This is a genomic window from Spirosoma utsteinense, from assembly GCF_014282275.1.
Taxonomy (GTDB): Bacteria; Bacteroidota; Bacteroidia; order Cytophagales; family Spirosomataceae; genus Spirosoma; species Spirosoma utsteinense.
Genome location: NZ_VFIA01000037.1, coordinates 16733 through 33980, shown reverse-complemented (window position 1 = coordinate 33980; position 17248 = coordinate 16733). Strand labels below are relative to the sequence as shown.

Sequence of the window (17248 nt, the reverse complement as noted above, 5' to 3'; positions counted from 1 at the left end):
GGCACAACAAGGTTTGTATCCCGTTTGGGGGACTGCTCGATCACTGAGATATAAATGGGTGTATGCAGGAGTGAATGGACTTCATCCACCAATCGATCTGGAAAACGGGTTAGTTTAGGTTGCGCAGGAAACGGAGCACAGCCATATTAGTCTATTAATTCCAGCAAGTGAGATCATATTGCCAAAAGTAATAGATCACGCACATTCTCAAAATTAAATTTTGATATTTATTAGAAAAACAAAATTTAATTAGAATAACTTTCAAAATCAGGCATCTGTCTGCTAACTGAGGTTCCTATCGGGAAAGTCGGATAGGGCTAAGCCAATTCAGGACGCGAAGCGGTTTGGGGTATGAATTGAAGGTGCATAAGCTGTCGATCAACAACAGCCTGCCTGAAGTTGTGGATTAGCCGCATGACCCGGAGAGAATCCGGGTATTTGTGAGAACGGGTCAGCTAACCCCCTATTTGAATGAGTTGCAACCAGGCGTGTAATTCCGGATCGCTTGATTCAAGACCCAGGATACGCCCTTTCGCGTCTTTCCGAAAATTAACCAGAGCCCAGTCGATGTCGGGCTTCAATTCGGTGATTTTCTGGCGGATGATCTTTTCAACCATTTGATTTTTTGCTGGCTTACCTGATGTGTCACGGTCGGAAGGCATCGGGTCTAGTGCGTTTTCAGCCTCGTGTACGCTCACAGATAATAGGCCAACCGTTCAATAGGTACGCTTCAGTTAATTTTCATTATACACGTACGGAAGCTTTGTCGACCCGCATCCAGAAAGCCCTGGCTTCGGCTAATTCTATCTCCCGTAAAATTGGCGTTGGTATCACTACCCTGATGCTGAACCAATTGTTTTTTTATATACACCTTGCGTCAAAACGTGGCATATCCTTACGCAGGCCCCTACCCTACCAGGCAATAGCAATGCTATCCCCAACCGTTCGATTCGGGTCTGACACAGTCATCTTGTTCCCCAAAAATCAGGATTTTGGGCGTAAATAGATTACCAGAAAAGCAAACTATATTTTTAGTTTAAGGGCCATGTAGGTATGCCGGTGGGATGTTAGCCGTCGGATGGTCGACCCGTACTCTGTTTGTGCCGACAAGGCTGGCTGTCAATACCAGTGAAGAATGTTCGTCATTCGTGTTCGCCATAACTGGCCCCGGTATAAAACCTGGTGGCGCTATTCGGGAGTTAGATAGACCGGCACAATCCGGAAAGCACCTTTGAGTGTTATATCTGCCTGTAGGAATCAATCAATCACCTACCCTATCTGGCTCAAACCAACTGCCGAAGGTTCCTGCCCGTTGCCCGATACCGTCGATTAGTGCCAGTCGAAAGGCATGACCTCAGCCCAATCATCATTCCAACAGACCTAATTCATGGGCCTGGGATATGGCTCAGAAATACCGAAAATGCCGATTTTTAAACCAACTCCCGGGATAAGCATTTTACGTTCATACGAACGACAGACCCGCACAAAACGGGAGAAACCACGTTTAGATCATAAATTAGAGACATATTTGCGATCTATAACCGTTTATTTTTTCCCGTTCGCTATGGCTACCCGCATCGAAAAGAAGTTAGATATACCAGCGACGGCTCCGCTTTACCGCGACATATTTGAGTTTATCGACGTGATGGGCATCAAACAAAATCGGGTAATTGAAGCATTTGGCGTTGGTCGATCGAACTGGTACAAATTGAAGCAGCAGTACCTGAATGGCATTTCTCTGGAAAACATGCACAATTTTGCGACTTACTTTAGCCTACCCCCCGAAAAAGTAATGTCATTGTGTTACATGACGTATGTGCGTGGCCTGGCAAAACAACAGTCCGATCAGCCTGTTACTACGCAGGCCCTCACCGAAACAGCCTCTATGGATGTCGACTCCGACTTCCCTCCTATCAATTAAATAGTGCTGTATTACAGACTTTATAGAGATATACTGTCTTTAATACTATTTGTGTACCAAAAAATCACAAACCGGATAAGTTTTGTCCGAATTTTAGGACATTAGGCCCCTCAATGTCTTATATTTATGCCGAAACTACTCCCATTGAATGGCATGGCTACGCATGAACAGGTTGTTCAGTTCCTTCGTCGAAACCCGGCATTATCGGCTTCTGTACTTGAGAAAGAAGCTGGATTACCAGCCAGTACGCTTCTTAAGGCGGTAGCAGGCGACCGGGTACTGAACGCGAAACACCTCACAGCCCTCTACCCTATCCTCCTCCGTTATGGCTATCAGGATGCGTTGAAAGCACGCATCATTTCTGTCGTCAATCACAAAGGCGGGGTTGGCAAAACCACCACGACGCTTAACCTGGGACGGGCCCTGGCCCGCATGAATTATCGGGTTCTGCTGATCGACATGGACTCTCAGGGTAACCTGTCGCAGGCACTCGGCGTCGATGAGCCAGACAAACAGGTTGTTCATGCCTTGCTCAAGAACGAGCCATTACCCATTATCAACATCGGCGACCGATATGATCTTGCGCCCAGCGACCTTGAACTTGCCTACGCCGATCTGGAACTGGTACAGGTAGTTGGGGGCGTTAACCAGTTGCGCAATGCCCTGGCACCACTGCGGTCTCAATATGATTATATCCTCATTGACTGCCCCCCGGCACTGAATATTTTTACCAACTCGGCGCTGGTCGCGTCTCATTCCTGTTTAGTAACGCTTCAGCCCGAAGCATCGGCCCTCAAAGGAATCAACAGCCTGCTCGACCGGATAACACAGGTGCGGGACCGTATAAATTTTGAACTGACTATCGAAGGAATTGTACTGACAATGGTGGACCGTCGGCTAAAGATCCACCGGGATATGATCGATTATGTTCATGCCAATCTGGATAATTTCCGGATATTCAAGACGGAGATCCGTCAGAATGTAACCCTGAAAGAATCGCAGGTTGCTCAACGGGATATTTTCACCTACGCCAAAGATTCTCATGGCGCGCAGGATTACTTCAAACTGGCACAGGAATTTGCTCAACCCGCTGCCCAACTTACTACGGCCGACGCATGAAAAAGTACATGGAATCGCTCAGCACCAAAAAAATCATCAAGGACCAAAGTCTGCTGGGCCATGAAGACATCCGGCATAAAATCCGAATCCTGCCCGAACTTCAGGCGTTTATTCCGCCCCTCCTCCCCGATGAACTGAAGCAGCTGGAAAGTAATATCCGTAAAGACGGCTGTCGTGAGGCCCTGTTGGTTTGGCCAACGACAGAAGGAGTAGTTTCCAACTCCGACTCGACAACCCCCTTGTATGTTCTCGTTGACGGACACAACCGATACGGTATTTGCCAGCGAAACGGTGTGGATTTTCGGGTCAATCTGGTTGATTTCGATTCCCTTGAAGCAGTCCGTAACTTCATGCTCGATAACCAGCTGGGTCGTCGTAACCTTACTCCTGAACAAACTTCTTATCTGCGAGGGCTTCGATATCTGGGCGAAAAAGGGCAGCGCGGTAAGTACGATAGACAAGCAACATCGCTGGATCTTGACCCCGATACGGATCATAAAGGACAAAATGTCCTTTATGATCTCGATTCGTCAGAAAGCTCAGAAATCGCTTCTAACGGCTCTAAATCTAAAAAAGGTATATCCACTGCGGAAGTACTGGCAAAACAGTTCAGCGTTAACGAAAAGACCATAAAACGCGACGCTGAGTTTGCCGCTGGTCTCGAAAAACTAACTCCTGCTCTTAAAGCCGAAGTTCTGGCCGGAAAATCCGGCATAAAAAAGGCAGTCATTCAGCAACTGGCAAAGAGTGATGCCCCCACAGGCAGCATCAGTTCGCCCGACACTATTTTATCTCCCCTCCCTGCTGGTTTGCCTGTTAAAGCGGGACGAGTTGGTAAGCCAGATGCCCTTCAAAAGAAGCTTCGGTCTTTGGTTGATTTGCTTGATTCACCTCCTACCAATTTGTTAACCCTATGTGATGACATCATAGCCTGCGCTACAAAGTTAAAAAACACGGTATCTGAAAACCATTAAGGAGAACGAAGGAAAAAACCATTAGGGGGCGGGCGCAACGGGGGGTAAAGGAAAAAGGGAGTGAGTGGTTAAAGGAAAGCCCTTTCTATTTTTAAAATAAAAAAAAACACACACACTTTATTCGGGCGAACTTGTTCGCCTTTTTTTAGTGTGTGTTTTTTAATTGTTTTTTAAAAAAGCTTTTTAGAGTGTTTTTTATATATATTTTTAGGCGTAGCGTAACTACCTGATTTACAATAATTTACAAGCTTATTATGTAAGTCCCTTGGTACGGGAATGTAAGTCCCTTGGTACGAGTATGTAAGTCCCTTGGTACGGGAATGTAAGTCCCTTGGTACGAGTATGTAAGTCCTTTGGTACGGGAATGTAAGTCTATTGGTACCAAATGTAAGTCTATTGGTACCAAGTGTAAGTCAGTTGGTACGGGGATAAATCTGGACTGATTCGTTATGTAAGTCGTTTGGTACTGATAAAAAGGCAATGTTTTATTTCCCGACCAACGGGCTATTAGGTGCCTTAGACGCTAATGTCCGTCTGATAAACATTAAAGTTCTATATTTTGGATAAATAATGTCCCTTTTATGGACAAACTATTTAAGTGTAAGTCATTTGGTACCACCTTATCAGGTTTAATCAGGTTAGTTGATAGGTAATTAGTGTTTTGCGGGCGTAGTAAGATAAATAAATGTAAGAAAGTGTTTAAAACTTACATACAGACTGTATATTGCTTACTCGTGCCATAGAATCCTAACGATTATGAGTGATACGCCCGACACCAAGAACGACATTGAGGCCCTCCAGCACAATCCTGATTATATTATTATGAATAACCCGTTGGCGAGTCCAAAATTCGTCCGGGCTATTTCGAAGTCAGAGCAAAAAACCATCACCGAGATATACACGCCTAAGGTGTTTTATGAGATCGTATCGCGGCTTAAACCTGAGCATCTGATCGGTGTGGCTAATAACCAGAACATCACAATCGAGATCGTAATTAAGGATTTCCTGCGTGATATTGGCGCTGAGAAAACGAAGAATTACAAGCACCTGATCACATCGGTCGAGACCTTACAGACAACTATCCTTAAATGGAAAGATGATAAGGGTGAACACCGTAGCCCAATTGTTGCTTTCTCAACCCATGATCACAAAAGCAGCACCATTCAGGTTCAGGTGCACGAAAAACTGGTTAAGATCATTCTGGATGTAAAAGAAAAAGGAAATTTCAGTTTTCTGAAACATAACGTTCACAAACTCCAGAATGCGCAGGCAATAAAGCTTTACCCCTTCCTGAAAGCCTGGCTAAATTATGGACGGTACGAAACCGAACTCGTACGATTCAAGGAGCGCCTGGGCTGCAATACTAGCGGATACCAGCGGTTCGCGGCTTTCGAAAAGTACGTGCTCATGCCTGCTTTGGAAGAGATCAACGAGAAGACTGATATTCGGGTATCGTATCAGAAACTGGGGACCAACTTACAGGGTATAAAACCCAGGGTTACAGGGTTGATATTTCTGATTAAACCTAAAGATAAAACCAAGCAATTGCCCTTACCGGAAGGACCGCCGGATCAGGTACCCGAATTAACAACCGAGTATGAACCCCAACCAACCGTTCTGGTTGCCAGTCCGGAATTATCGGCTGCTGAGTTTGCCGAACTGTATGACCTATTTAAACTCATCTGGATCGATGAGCGGCCCGATCCGCTGACCAGTAAGTTATTGATCGACGGTTATGTGACAAAGTATGATAAAGAGTCCGTACTGGATGCCTTTACGGCGCTTATCGATACCAAAGCCAAGGCAAAGAGTGTTGCTTTTTTTACCGCTGATATATTTTCCAAATATAAAGGCTTCCGGGAGCACAAAGAAGTGAAGCGGCAGACGGAACGGAACAGGCTGACGGAGAAGCAGCAGGAACAGGCTGAACAGGAACGAATGAAATTAATCCTGGGTGACTTTGAACGGAGAGAAAGAGCTTACTTTATGCAGGCTTATGAGAAGACTACGGAGGACGAGCGCCAAATCATACTCGACCAACTGGATTTGGGTAACGCAGCTAACGTTGTATTCTTTACCGATGAGGGGGAGCCAACGGAGTTAGCCAAGGGAGAGATAGGGAAATACTGGGTAACTAACCACACGCCCTATGACCGTCGGTTGACGTTTCAGAAAATTGCCGAGCGGGAATACAATGTTCAGATCGAGTTCGATGAGAAGGGCATACCTTTCTTTAGAAAATGAGCTTTCCGGTTACAGACTTACTACCTTCCATAAACAGTTGGGGGCATAAAGGACATTTTGTCCTTTATGCCCCCAACTGTTTATGGAAGGTAGCGATAGACTTCTATTCAGCGCTTTTAAGAGCCCTACGACACTTTACAGAGAAAGCTTAACCAATCGAATCTATCTTAACTCTTCTCTTGATGCTGTAATGACTGGTCCATTACCTGTCTGTATTCAACAGGTGGGACCAAGTTTCCCGCACGGACTCCCATCATCAGATAACGTCGATTAGTAGAAGGATATCACTTGCTCCTATATAATTTGTACGGATAGTTTTATTGAAACTGGTGTAAGTCTATTGGTACCATATTTTGGGCTTAAAATGTAATTGTCCAAAATACAATACATAAAGTGTCTTTAAGTTGGAATAAAAGGCTAAATGATAGTCGTTTGGTACGGCTGTAATTCGTAATCAGCCAACGATTATACTTCTCTGTAGATTTAACTAACGGAATTGAATACTGTATAACGATGTAATCCGACAGTAAAACGGCAACCCTTCAGGAGGCCTATGATTGGTACCAAGTCATATAGTGCCTGGTACTTGTACAGGCTGCCTGTGTCAGTAAAACAATGAATTGATTATGCATGGATTACCAAAGCCGGATCTATTTGCAGTGCCAAAATTTACTAAATAGAACGCTGGTAGTGTAGCACTGTCAAACGTTATAAGAATGTGATGGAGTCAAAATTGGGTAAATAGACCTCAGGTTAGTTAGCGGATGTAAGTGAATTGGTACCGGGCGAAAAGGGCGTTGGTCTATGGCAAAAGTAAATTAGGCGCTACATGTTATACATGTGTACGCGACCACCCGGTTACGATCATGCTGACATGCCAACGCTGATTTATGAACAGATATGGATGAACTAAACCGGGACTGTCGTTCTGGTAGATTCTAGTTTAGAGTGGAAAAGTCTGTCACCCTGTTGACTGTGTTTACCAACTAATAAAAGATTACAGGTACAGCAATAGTGTGGTTACTTTAGTCCGGTGAGCATAAAGGACATTTTGTCCTTTATGCTCACCGGACTAAAGTAATAGGAAAAGCGATAAACGTTTTTCTTCATCCGAGCTAGTCATACCATAAAGGACATTTTGTCCTTTATGGTATGACTAGCTCGGACCTGTTCCTCGATCAGGTGGCCAAATTCATAAAGGACAAAATGTCCCTTATGAATTTGGCCACCTGATCGAGGTGTGAAACAAGTAGCGCAACAGGAAGGCTGACCAACGTTTCCTTGCCCAGTAGGGTAGGGGATCGGACCCTAAGATCCCTATTGCACAGCTACAGTCTATCAATAACATTGACACATGTAATTCAGCTTGTGCTTTTACAATGAAGGTATGCTAAATCAGGAAACTGATAAGAGCATCAACTATCCTGGCCTGGTCAGTAAAGAAAACACCCTTCCTCATCGACTGGAGAAAGCAGCCGTTCATACTTTACGCAAGTTGCGTACTTACTCTAGCAGCTAGTCACAGGTATCGGTAAATTCTTTTGGAGAGTTATCAGTTCAGAAGAGATATTGGTATACCCTTCCACATAAAAATACATAAAACCAGAATAAGCTTATCCTGTCAGACTGTAACCTGAGCAACAGACGTTGATCACCTTATTGACCACTCAAGAAAAATGGACTGTCTCAGGTGTGCCTATGCTTGCTTTGTTATGAACACCCGTATCGAATCGATTGACAGTACTGGATGCAAGTAGAAGCCGGTTTGTCAATGTAGCAGGAAATTTAAGCATTGGATGAGTCATGAGAATAATAGGGTAGACGACGCCTGAGTTTGACAACGGGTGGAACCGGGCGTAGAAGGCTCGAACGCGGCTGGACCTTCTAATGAGGCATCACAGCCTTCACACAGACAGACCAGTTGATGGTATATTATCTAACCAGACATAGGGTGAAAAACAAGGTCTACAGCTGATGATAGCTTACTAAACAATCGCTTGAAAACGTTAACGGTTGGTTAGGTAGCAACAGGACGGTCACGTGATTAAAATGACAGGATTCTACTTAATAAATTAATGTTATAGACAATAAGTAAAGCCTGAGTAGTTAGCAAAAAATTTATTTAAATGCTTAATTTATAAGTGATTAACTTATATTAATTAAAGTATCAGTTTAAGTGCAGAAAGTTACCCTTTCCCCTTTATGTGATCAAGGTACTTTTGCCCGTTTCCAGTATTTAACAGCAATACGTACTCATCGGGTGCAATCCAGCCCTGAGCCAGCAATCGTTTGGTAGCAGCCCAGATGGCCCCGCCTTCGGGGGCTACAAAAATGCCTTCGGCACGACCAATTTCGCGAACTCCACCCAGCATTTCTTCTTCCGAAACGGCAAGAACAGTACCACCCGATTCCTGAAGGACCTGTAGCATTAAGGTTTCACCAATAGGTCGTGCTGGCACCAATGGCAAACCGCGTTGCTGGCTTGAAATTTTCGCTGATCTGTTGAAGTTGTCCATGTAAGTCGTTTGTGAGGTCGGTTGCTTCCAGGACTTTGGTATAAAGGATGGTGCCGGCCTTGGTCAGGCTGATGGCGTTGCCATGGCGCTCGAACAGGCCGGTTTTGTAAAAAGATTCTAAACTTTTTATGTGTTTGCTGATAGCAGATTGGCTAAGGAATAACTGACGGCTTGCTTTGGTAAAACTGAGCAAGCGGGCGACTTCCAGAAAAATCTGATGAGCGATAGACAACATACATGGACAGGCTTACCGCAAAGAAACGAAACAACCGTCATCAAGTGAACCCCGCTGTCCATCAAAAAGCGTTGAGTCGATTGCCTGGTATACTACTTGGTTTTTGGTCCGACCTCGTCACTCAGGAATCGACAGCATGACGCTTGCGTAGAAAAAGCTTCCTACCGCTGGCCCGGCAGCAAACGTGGTATAGGCTCGGTTAAGTAGGTTCGTTCCTCCCAATTTAATGGTCAGGGCTGGGCTGGGTAGTAGGTAGGTAAGTTGCGCGTCGAAGGAATGGATGGCGGGAACGACACCCGTGGCCAGCGATGACTGCCAGAGAAATGCGCTCTGGTATTTGTAATGAACCGAACCGCCCAGGTTGTGCCAGAGTGTTGGGTTGGCTATACCGATGTTGGTTATCCATTTCGGGGTGTTAAAAGCCTCCTCCAGACCATCGCCCTGATCTGTCCGGTCAAGACGGGCCAGTGATGCATTACCCGTCAGCACCCAGTTGCGACCCGCTGAATACCGCAACCCCAGACTCGACCCATAATTAAAAACACGCGTCTTCGAGTTAGTCCAGAGCCGGTACCGGTCCTGTTGATTGCGATCGGAAAGGTAATACGCCAGGGAGTCTGAATTACCCCGTTTGGGTATGTTGGCTTCAACCTGGGCAATGAAATTGCGATAGACGTTGTAGTAAAAATCGACATCTACATAGAGTTTTCTGGTAAAAAATAACCACTTATAGCCCAACTCGATACTGTTTACCTGTTCAGGTTTGATATAGCTGTAGGTGTTTGGTCGCAAAAGCCCTTTGTTTTTCTGGATAGCCTGGTCTGACGTTAACTTATTGGTGTTGACATCGCTGTTGATGGCCGCCTGAAACGCATCGATAGAGGTGCGAAAATAAGACTGCTCAAATATGCCCTGCGACATGATCCGTAAGCCACCCACTCGTTTTACGCCCCCAGAGTTTACGTTGGAAAAGGCTTCGAACAGGGACGGGAAACGATATCCGGTCTGGTACGATAGTCTGAAGTTATGCTGATCGGTAGGGGAGTAGACCGCCGACAGGCGCGGATTGAGCCGGGCGTTGAAATAACGGTTCTTGTCGACCCGCAGCGACCCGGCCAGCTTCAATCGATCGCGGAAGAACGAGCGGGATGCCTGAATAAACCCCCCTCCTTTGCCATAAATCAGGTTCGTTTCTGTTCCATCGGGGTTGATGAAATAGTTGCCATCCGGAAAGATGACGTACTGCCGGTAGTCGAATCCCGCCAGTAGATCGATGCCCGTTTTATGTCGAAAATCGTTCCAAAGAATCCGTGTGGGCTCTAGTTGCCCTTCGGCATGATACATCCAGGAGCGAACGCGCAACGCGGCTCCACTATCCCAGTTATTGATGTCGCGCAGTCTGGCTACCTGTGCGTCGAAGGCCACCGTTCCGGGTTGGGGCCGTCCCTGATCGGCGGTAGAACGGGCCTCCTTCAGGGCGCTGTTCAACGGCAACCCGGCCTGACTCGACGTGGTAAACTGCCGGGTAAAATCGCTGAACCACTGATTGTCGGATTTAAACGAACGGTCAATATTTTCCGCCATCGAACGGATATTGTACGAGTCGCCGGTGTTCTCCGAGGTGCGGTACGCGCGAATATGGACCGAAGGAGATTCCAGTGTGAAGCCGTGTTGATCGAGCCGGTAATTTTCGAGCCTGAACCGGTTGGTGCGCTGGTAGACATTGTCCAATATAGCGCCTTTATACCGGTAGGAAAGCGTCAGGTTTGGCCGGATATGCCAGGATAGCCCCAGGTCGCCCCGCACATTATTCAACCGAAGATCCGCAGTCTGGTTTTCAGGGTAGCCAGTACGGGAAACCACATAGCGTTTGCCCCCAATGGTCAGTGTCCGTCGGTTGGCCGATTCATCCCCATACGTATTAACTTGATCGCGACCGGGGTTGTCGGACCCTACCAGGCCCAGGGCGGTGTTTGCCAATGGGTTCAGGTCTGACACATCACGGGCTATCCAGTCATAGCCACGCTGGTAAGTCACATTGACCTTGAAGGCCAGCCGTGAGCCAATCGTTCGGGCATAGCGAAGGCTGGTTTCGCTGTAAAGTTTTTCGGAAACAAGCGACTCATTTATATGATTGACGCCGGTTTTCTGACTCACACTCAAACCCGGTGAGGTGAAGGGATCTTTGGTAATGAGTTGGGCAAGGCCATTCAGGGCATTGAGTCCATAAAGCGCCGAAGCCGCACCCGGCACGATCTCAACCCGCAGTATGTCTAAGTCCGACGGGGCCAGCGCATTGCCGATCGGCGCGCCAATGTGTGGGGCCTGGTTATCCATGCCATCGACAAGCTGGACAAACCGAACGTTGGTTGGGTTGGCAAACCCGCGGGTGTTATATACTTTAAACCCTAAACTCGACGTCAGTAACTGAACCCCCTTGAGGTTTTCGATGGCGTCGAAATAGGAAGGTTGCGCCGACATCCGAATCTGCTGCGCGTTCAATAGCTCGATACTGACAGGTGACTTCAGGATGCTTTCCGGAATCCGGGATGCGGTAATGACAATTTCGGCCAACTGGATTTTTCGAAGGGAATCAGCCGGGCTGATAAGGCTGTCAGTCCGGATCTGAGCCTGCACTGACCCAGTGATCAATAAAAAAAAGAAGGTAAAATTTCGCATCATAACCGCTATTTCCGACGAAATATAACGGTCGTTGTTTTCCTGCGGAAATAACGCTGGGTGAAAAGCAGAAATAATTACCAACAGGCCGTAGTTAGCGGGGGAGAGCGGTTAGTTCGGATGACAAAAACTGCTGGAAGCGTTCCTGGAGCGACTGGTAATAGGCGATGTATTTTTCGCCCTCGGCCGTCACAATAGCACCGCCCCCTTTCTCGCCCCCTGTTTGCGTTACTACCATAGGCTGGCTGGCCAGGGTATTCATGGAGTGAACCAGTTCCCAGGCCCGCTTGTAGGACATGTGCATCGCTTTAGCCGCCTGGTTGATGGAGCCGGTCCGTTGTATATGACCCAGCAGTTCCAGACGACCGATACCCATAAACCGCTCGGCATTATCGGTGGTACCAGCTTCGAGCCAGATTCGGCCATTGATACGGAGGTTTTTCATGCAAAAGGAGGCAGGTTGATGCTGGCGCGAATGTACGACTATCCCGGATACGGCAGGGGAGGCTCGCCTGCCAGACGGCCTGTGAACGTCACAAACTACAGCGTAATCTTTTCCCTGCTGCCAACGGAGCGCAGGTAGGCAGCCGCTTTCTGGTATTCTTCCCCCGTGTTCAGGTGTTCCATCATGAGGGGAATGTTGTTGAGCTTACTGAGTTCGGTCAGGAAAACAGAATAATCCAGCTGGCCCAGACCCGGTCTGCATTCTACCAACTGGGGCGTGTAAACATCCTCTTTAAGAATAATGTCTTTGCCGTGGCAGCTCCGGATATGAGGGCCAAGCTTCTTAAAACACTCTTTTATTAGTGCTCCATTGGCGTAAAATACCTGCGGACTGACCACGATATTCATGGGGTCCAGGTGTACGGCAAACTGTTTTAGGTTGATGGCTTTAAGCAACCGGAGATAAGCCTCGACCGAGTCCGGGTAGCTCCAGGGCATTAGCTCCAGGGTGAAAAACGTACGGGTCGGTTTCACTTCGTTGATGATGCGCCGGGTTACCTCTACGATCTGGTCAAAGGTATCCGTAGTAAGATTGTTCTTGTGGGGCCCTGCCCACTGAGCCGGATTTTTGGACCCGCTGATGTTCACGCAGCAGTTAGCCCCGATCGCTTCTGCCAGCGCCAGCGAGTCGATACATTTCTTGATCGCTGTCTGGGCCATGGCCGGGTCCGGGCTTATTGGATTACTCCAGGCACCCACTTCGGCAATGACAATATCGGCTTTCTTTGCCGCCCCGGCATAAGCCCTGATCTGGTCGCTGGACGCGTCCGTTTTCAAGGGGCAGTAGGCAGCCCGATAGCCCTGTTTTTGTAACGCAGCAATCCATTCGTCAGGATGTTGGTAGGTATCGAACAGCGGCCCGCCCAACCGGACAAATGCGTTTTTGGCACTAAAAACGGGTAACGACGGCATCAACCCAACGAGCGAAGCGGTCTGTAGTGTTTTTTTGGTAAAGGTCCGGCGGTTCATGGCAGTACGTTAGGCATACGGGTAGGAGAGAGCCCATACCGCAGTAAGTTTAAGAGGCCCGTAAATTACCTAGTTGACAGGCGGTTCGTATCAGATTTTGCTTCGTTTGTTCCAGTGCCGTTACAAGGTCAGCTGGTCCGTTTCCGATAGCCAGCAGGGTGTCGAAGAAAGCATTTAACGACTCAGAAGGCTCCAGTGGAATTTTCCCGGCGAGCCCAACGACGGACAGGTTCTTCGCTTTCGCGCGGCAGGCAACGCCATAGGGACCCTTACCGTGTAGTGTCTGCTCATCGAGGCTGCCTTCGCCGGTTATGACCAGATCAGCATCCATCAGGGCCCGGTCGAAGTCCGTAAAGTCCAGGAAAAAATCGATGCCGTTGACGAGCCGGGCATTCAGAAAGGTGTGCAGACCTGCCGCAACACCGCCCGCAGCGCCACCATGGCGGAGGGGCCGCATGTCGATCCCGGTTTGCTGTAACGCTATGTTTGCGAAGGTGGCCAGGCTGGTCTCCAGTTTCCTCACACACTCGGGGGTAGCTCCTTTTTGCGGGCCAAAAACAGCCGCTGATCCCTGGTCGCCCAACAGGGTATTGTCAACGTCGCAGAGGATGGTAACGGCACAGGTGGATAGCCGCTGGTCGAGGTTCGATACATCGATGCGGGCCAGTTCGGTCAGGCTTACGGGCGAACTGAGTTCCTGACCCAAAACGTCCAGAAACCGAACGCCGAGCGCTCGTAAAATACCGGTCCCGCCGTCGACCGTAGCCGATCCGCCGATGGCCAGCACCAGCTTATTTACTCCTTCGTCCAACGCCTGTTTCATCAGTTGACCCGTGCCGTAAGACGTAGCACGCAGGGGGTCCAGCTCCTCCGGTTTTATCAACCGAATACCGGATGCGCCGGCCATTTCGATGATCGCTGTTGTACCCTCGTCGACCAGCCCGAACGAGGCAGAACAGCTACGGCCGAATGGATCGGCTACGTCCACGAAATGAAGCGCTCCCCGGTGTTTTTCGATCATCAACGCCCCTGTCCCATCCCCACCGTCCCCCACCGGAAAGCATACACACGTACAGTCGAGCCGGCTTCGGAGGAGCCCTTCCTGAATGGCAAGGGCGGCATCTGTCGCGTCAAGGCTGTGTTTGAACGCATTCGGCGCGATCAGGATACGGGTTGGTTTCATACGTTACTGTCGTTCAGTTGCCGGGATAAATCAATGGACTACATGGATGGGGGTGCCGTTCAGAAACTGAGCCAGATTCTCTACCGATATGTCCATCAGTCGGCTTCGGGCTTCTTTGGTTGCCCAGGCAATGTGCGGGGTGATCAGGCAATTTTTAGCCGAGAAAAGGGGGTTGTCGGCTGCCGGAGGTTCGGATGATAAGACGTCGATACCGGCTCCGGCGATAACACCCGAATTCAACGCGTCGGCCAGATCCTGATCGACAATCAGGGGTCCTCTCGACGTGTTCAGCAAAAAAGCGCTGGCTTTCATGCGGGCCAAACTGTCTTTGTTGATCAGTCCCTGCGTTTCGGGGGTCAGGGGGGTATGAATACTTACCACATCCGATTGCGCAAGGAGTTCGGGTATGTCGGCCCATCTAAAATTGGATCGGTGCGACTGATCGGTCTGGTTGCGTTTGGACCCGATCAGGTTCATGCCAAAAGCGGTGGCCACATCGGCAACTTTTTCGCCGATGCTACCGAAGCCCACGATGCCCATGGTTTTGCCGGCCAGTTCGATAAGGGGGAAGTCCCAGTAACAAAAATCGGCAGAACGCGCCCATTTTCCTTCCATGACCGTATCGCTATGGCGTTGAACATGCAGCGTTAATTCGAGTAGCAGCGCAAAGGTCAGCTGCACGACCGAGGGGGTTCCATAGCCCGGCACGTTACTAACCGTGATGCCGTTTTTCTGAGCGACCGCTGTGTCGACAATGTTATAGCCGGTGGCCAGCACACCAATGAATTTCAGCCTGGGCAGGTCGTTGAGAACGTCGGCTCTCAGGGGCGTTTTGTTGGTAAAAATAATGTCGGCATCCATGGTCCGCTCCCGAATTTCGTCCGGCGAGGTGCGGTCAAACACCGTTACGTCGCCAAGCTTTTTCAGGCCTTCCCAGGATAGGTCGCCCGGATTCAGGGTGTATCCGTCTAGTACTACAATCTTCATCGCTACTGGTTATCGTTAGGGGATGGCCTGTTGACGCGCGCCCGTTTCAGCGCGTCAACAGCGTGTTTGATTATAAAGGCATCAGGGCCGGATAGGTTTTGAAACCAGTTACTTGACAAGATCGGGGGTTTGGCTGGATTTTCTGTTCATCGTTCGGATCGCTACGGAAAGCACAACCAGCCCGATGGTCAACACCAGCAAATAGGTATACCCTTTGGCAAGATCCGGAACCGCTACGGCAGTCGTGGCGTCGAGGGTTTCGTAGACGGGGATTATCCACTTGATAACATAGGCCTGGGCCAGGGTTAGAAAGCAGATAAAGACCAGCATGAAGAAGCTATGTTTGACCGTAAACCGGAACAGTTGTGATTCCTGGCCTACCAGATTGCCGGCCGCGGCTGCTACCGCAATGGATTGGGGCGAAATCATTTTACCAACCACCCCACCCGAAACGTTGGCGGCAACGGTCACCACCGGGTCGACACCAATAGACTGGGCCGTGGCGTACTGAAGCTTGCTGAACAACGCATTAGCCGAGGTGTCGGAGCCGGTGATAAAAACACCCAGCCAGCCCAGTACGGGCGCAAAAAAAGGAAACAGGAAGCCGGTATTGGCTAGTACAGCCGCCAGTGTGAGGGTAATGCCCGAGTCGTTGACGATGTAGGCGAATCCCAACACGGCCGCAATGGTAAGGATCGGAAATTTGAGCTGGTTCAGCGTCGATCTGAAGACAGCGACCCCCTCACGATAGGACAGACCTACCAGCGGAATGGCGATCAGCGCAGCCAGCAGTATGGCAGTACCGGCGGCCGAGAGGTAGTTGACCTTAAAGATCTTGGGCAGCAACGAGCCATCGACACCCTGTATGGCCTGGTGCAGACCCGGAAACTCGAACTGAACCATCCCGACCGAGTTGAGCACTTCCTTGATCGGCTGCAATCCCCAGGCAATGATAACGATGGTAAGCACGATGAACGGCGACCAGGCCCGAATTAGCTGCCCGCTGGTGTAGTGAATGCTGGTATTAATGGTTGGAGCGGGTTCGTTATCAAACCGCCAGATGGTTTTGGGTTTCCAGAAGCGCAGAAACACGATCAGGCAGATAATTGATCCCAGACCCGCTATGACATCTGGCAGGGCGGGTCCCAGAAAATTCGACGACAGGTACTGTAACAACGCAAAGGACACCCCCGAAACCAGCACCGCCGGTCCTACCTCCCGCGCTTTCCTGAACCCGGCAATGATGGTAACCAGATAGAACGGGAGCATCACCGATAAGATCGGCAGGGTCCGGCCCACCATCTGTGAAATGGGTAACTCGGCAATGCCTGACACCTGCGAGGCTACCGTTATGGGTATGCCGATAGAGCCAAACGCTACCGGTGCCGTATTGGCAATCAGGCAAATCCCCGATGCATAGAGGGGGCTGAATCCCAGACCGACCAGCATGGCGGCTGTGATGGCTACCGGCGCGCCAAAGCCCGCGGTGCCCTCCAGAAAAGACCCGAAGGAAAATGCGATCAGTAAAGCCTGTAGCCGCCGGTCGGCCGTGATGGAACCCATGGCGTGTTTGATGATCTCGAACTGACCACTTTTTACGGTGACATTGAATAGAAAAACGGCCATGATAACCAGCCAGCAAATGGGAAACAACCCATATAGCGCGCCGTGTGCCGCCGAAAGAAGGGCTAGTTTGACCGGCATTCCATAAACGACTATAGCAATGAGCATAGCCAGGCCAGCCGCAATCAGGCTGGCCTGATACCCTTTCATCTTCCGGATAATCAGCGCCCAGAATATAAACAGCACCGGTATGGCCGCAACCAATAGCGATAGGGCTATAGCGTTGAAGGGATCGATAATTTGTTTCCAGACCATGGATTCGTTTCAGTTAAAATTTTTGAAGCAGGTGGGTAG

13 protein-coding genes are annotated in these 17248 nt (G+C 49.1%); 4 read left to right on the top strand and 9 right to left on the bottom strand.

Annotated features, from left to right (window positions below):
* Window positions 1-455: 455 nt before the first annotated feature.
* Window positions 456-662 (bottom strand): hypothetical protein, encoded by a 207-nt coding sequence (locus FH603_RS22315; RefSeq protein WP_186740174.1) that lies wholly within the window; start codon window positions 660-662, stop codon window positions 456-458.
* Window positions 663-1564: 902 nt separating this feature from the next.
* On the opposite strand from FH603_RS22315, the gene FH603_RS22310 reads away from it, so the two are divergent.
* From FH603_RS22310 to FH603_RS22295, 4 genes are all read left to right on the top strand, one after another.
* Window positions 1565-1921: a hypothetical protein gene (locus tag FH603_RS22310; RefSeq protein ID WP_186740172.1), complete on the top strand. Its 357-nt coding sequence runs from the start codon at window positions 1565-1567 to the stop codon at window positions 1919-1921.
* Between the two features lie 126 nt (window positions 1922-2047).
* Window positions 2048-3040: a ParA family protein gene (locus FH603_RS22305; RefSeq protein WP_317171290.1), complete on the top strand. Its 993-nt coding sequence runs from the start codon at window positions 2048-2050 to the stop codon at window positions 3038-3040.
* A complete protein-coding gene (locus FH603_RS22300) occupies window positions 3037-4014 on the top strand; it encodes a ParB N-terminal domain-containing protein (protein ID WP_186740170.1) in 978 nt (325 codons plus the stop codon). Before FH603_RS22305 ends, FH603_RS22300 begins: the two co-directional genes overlap by 4 nt.
* 756 nt (window positions 4015-4770) lie before the next feature.
* Complete coding sequence (locus FH603_RS22295) at window positions 4771-6258, top strand: replication initiation protein (protein WP_186740168.1); 1488 nt, start codon at window positions 4771-4773, stop codon at window positions 6256-6258.
* 2186 nt (window positions 6259-8444) lie between these two features.
* Here the strand turns inward: FH603_RS22295 and FH603_RS22290 are convergent.
* From FH603_RS22290 to FH603_RS22255, 8 genes are all read right to left on the bottom strand, one after another.
* The gene (locus FH603_RS22290) at window positions 8445-8687 is read right to left on the bottom strand and encodes a pyridoxal-phosphate dependent enzyme (RefSeq protein ID WP_235985590.1); all 243 of its coding nucleotides are present in this window, start codon (window positions 8685-8687) and stop codon (window positions 8445-8447) included.
* Window positions 8688-8694: 7 nt separating this feature from the next.
* Complete coding sequence (locus tag FH603_RS22285) at window positions 8695-9009, bottom strand: LysR family transcriptional regulator (protein WP_186740164.1); 315 nt, start codon at window positions 9007-9009, stop codon at window positions 8695-8697.
* Window positions 9010-9126: 117 nt separating this feature from the next.
* On the bottom strand, window positions 9127-11688 hold the full coding sequence (locus tag FH603_RS22280; RefSeq protein ID WP_186740202.1) for a TonB-dependent receptor plug domain-containing protein: 2562 nt from the start codon (window positions 11686-11688) through the stop codon (window positions 9127-9129).
* A 94-nt stretch (window positions 11689-11782) separates the two neighbouring features.
* On the bottom strand, window positions 11783-12133 hold the full coding sequence (locus FH603_RS22275; protein ID WP_186740162.1) for a winged helix-turn-helix domain-containing protein: 351 nt from the start codon (window positions 12131-12133) through the stop codon (window positions 11783-11785).
* A 95-nt stretch (window positions 12134-12228) separates the two neighbouring features.
* On the bottom strand, window positions 12229-13161 hold the full coding sequence (locus FH603_RS22270) for a sugar phosphate isomerase/epimerase family protein (RefSeq protein ID WP_186740160.1): 933 nt from the start codon (window positions 13159-13161) through the stop codon (window positions 12229-12231).
* A 49-nt stretch (window positions 13162-13210) separates the two neighbouring features.
* Window positions 13211-14344: a glycerate kinase gene (locus tag FH603_RS22265; protein WP_186740158.1), complete on the bottom strand. Its 1134-nt coding sequence runs from the start codon at window positions 14342-14344 to the stop codon at window positions 13211-13213.
* 30 nt (window positions 14345-14374) lie between these two features.
* Window positions 14375-15331 (bottom strand): D-2-hydroxyacid dehydrogenase, encoded by a 957-nt coding sequence (locus FH603_RS22260; RefSeq protein WP_186740156.1) that lies wholly within the window; start codon window positions 15329-15331, stop codon window positions 14375-14377.
* 108 nt (window positions 15332-15439) lie between these two features.
* On the bottom strand, window positions 15440-17209 hold the full coding sequence (locus FH603_RS22255) for an L-lactate permease (RefSeq protein WP_186740154.1): 1770 nt from the start codon (window positions 17207-17209) through the stop codon (window positions 15440-15442).
* Window positions 17210-17248: the final 39 nt, after the last annotated feature.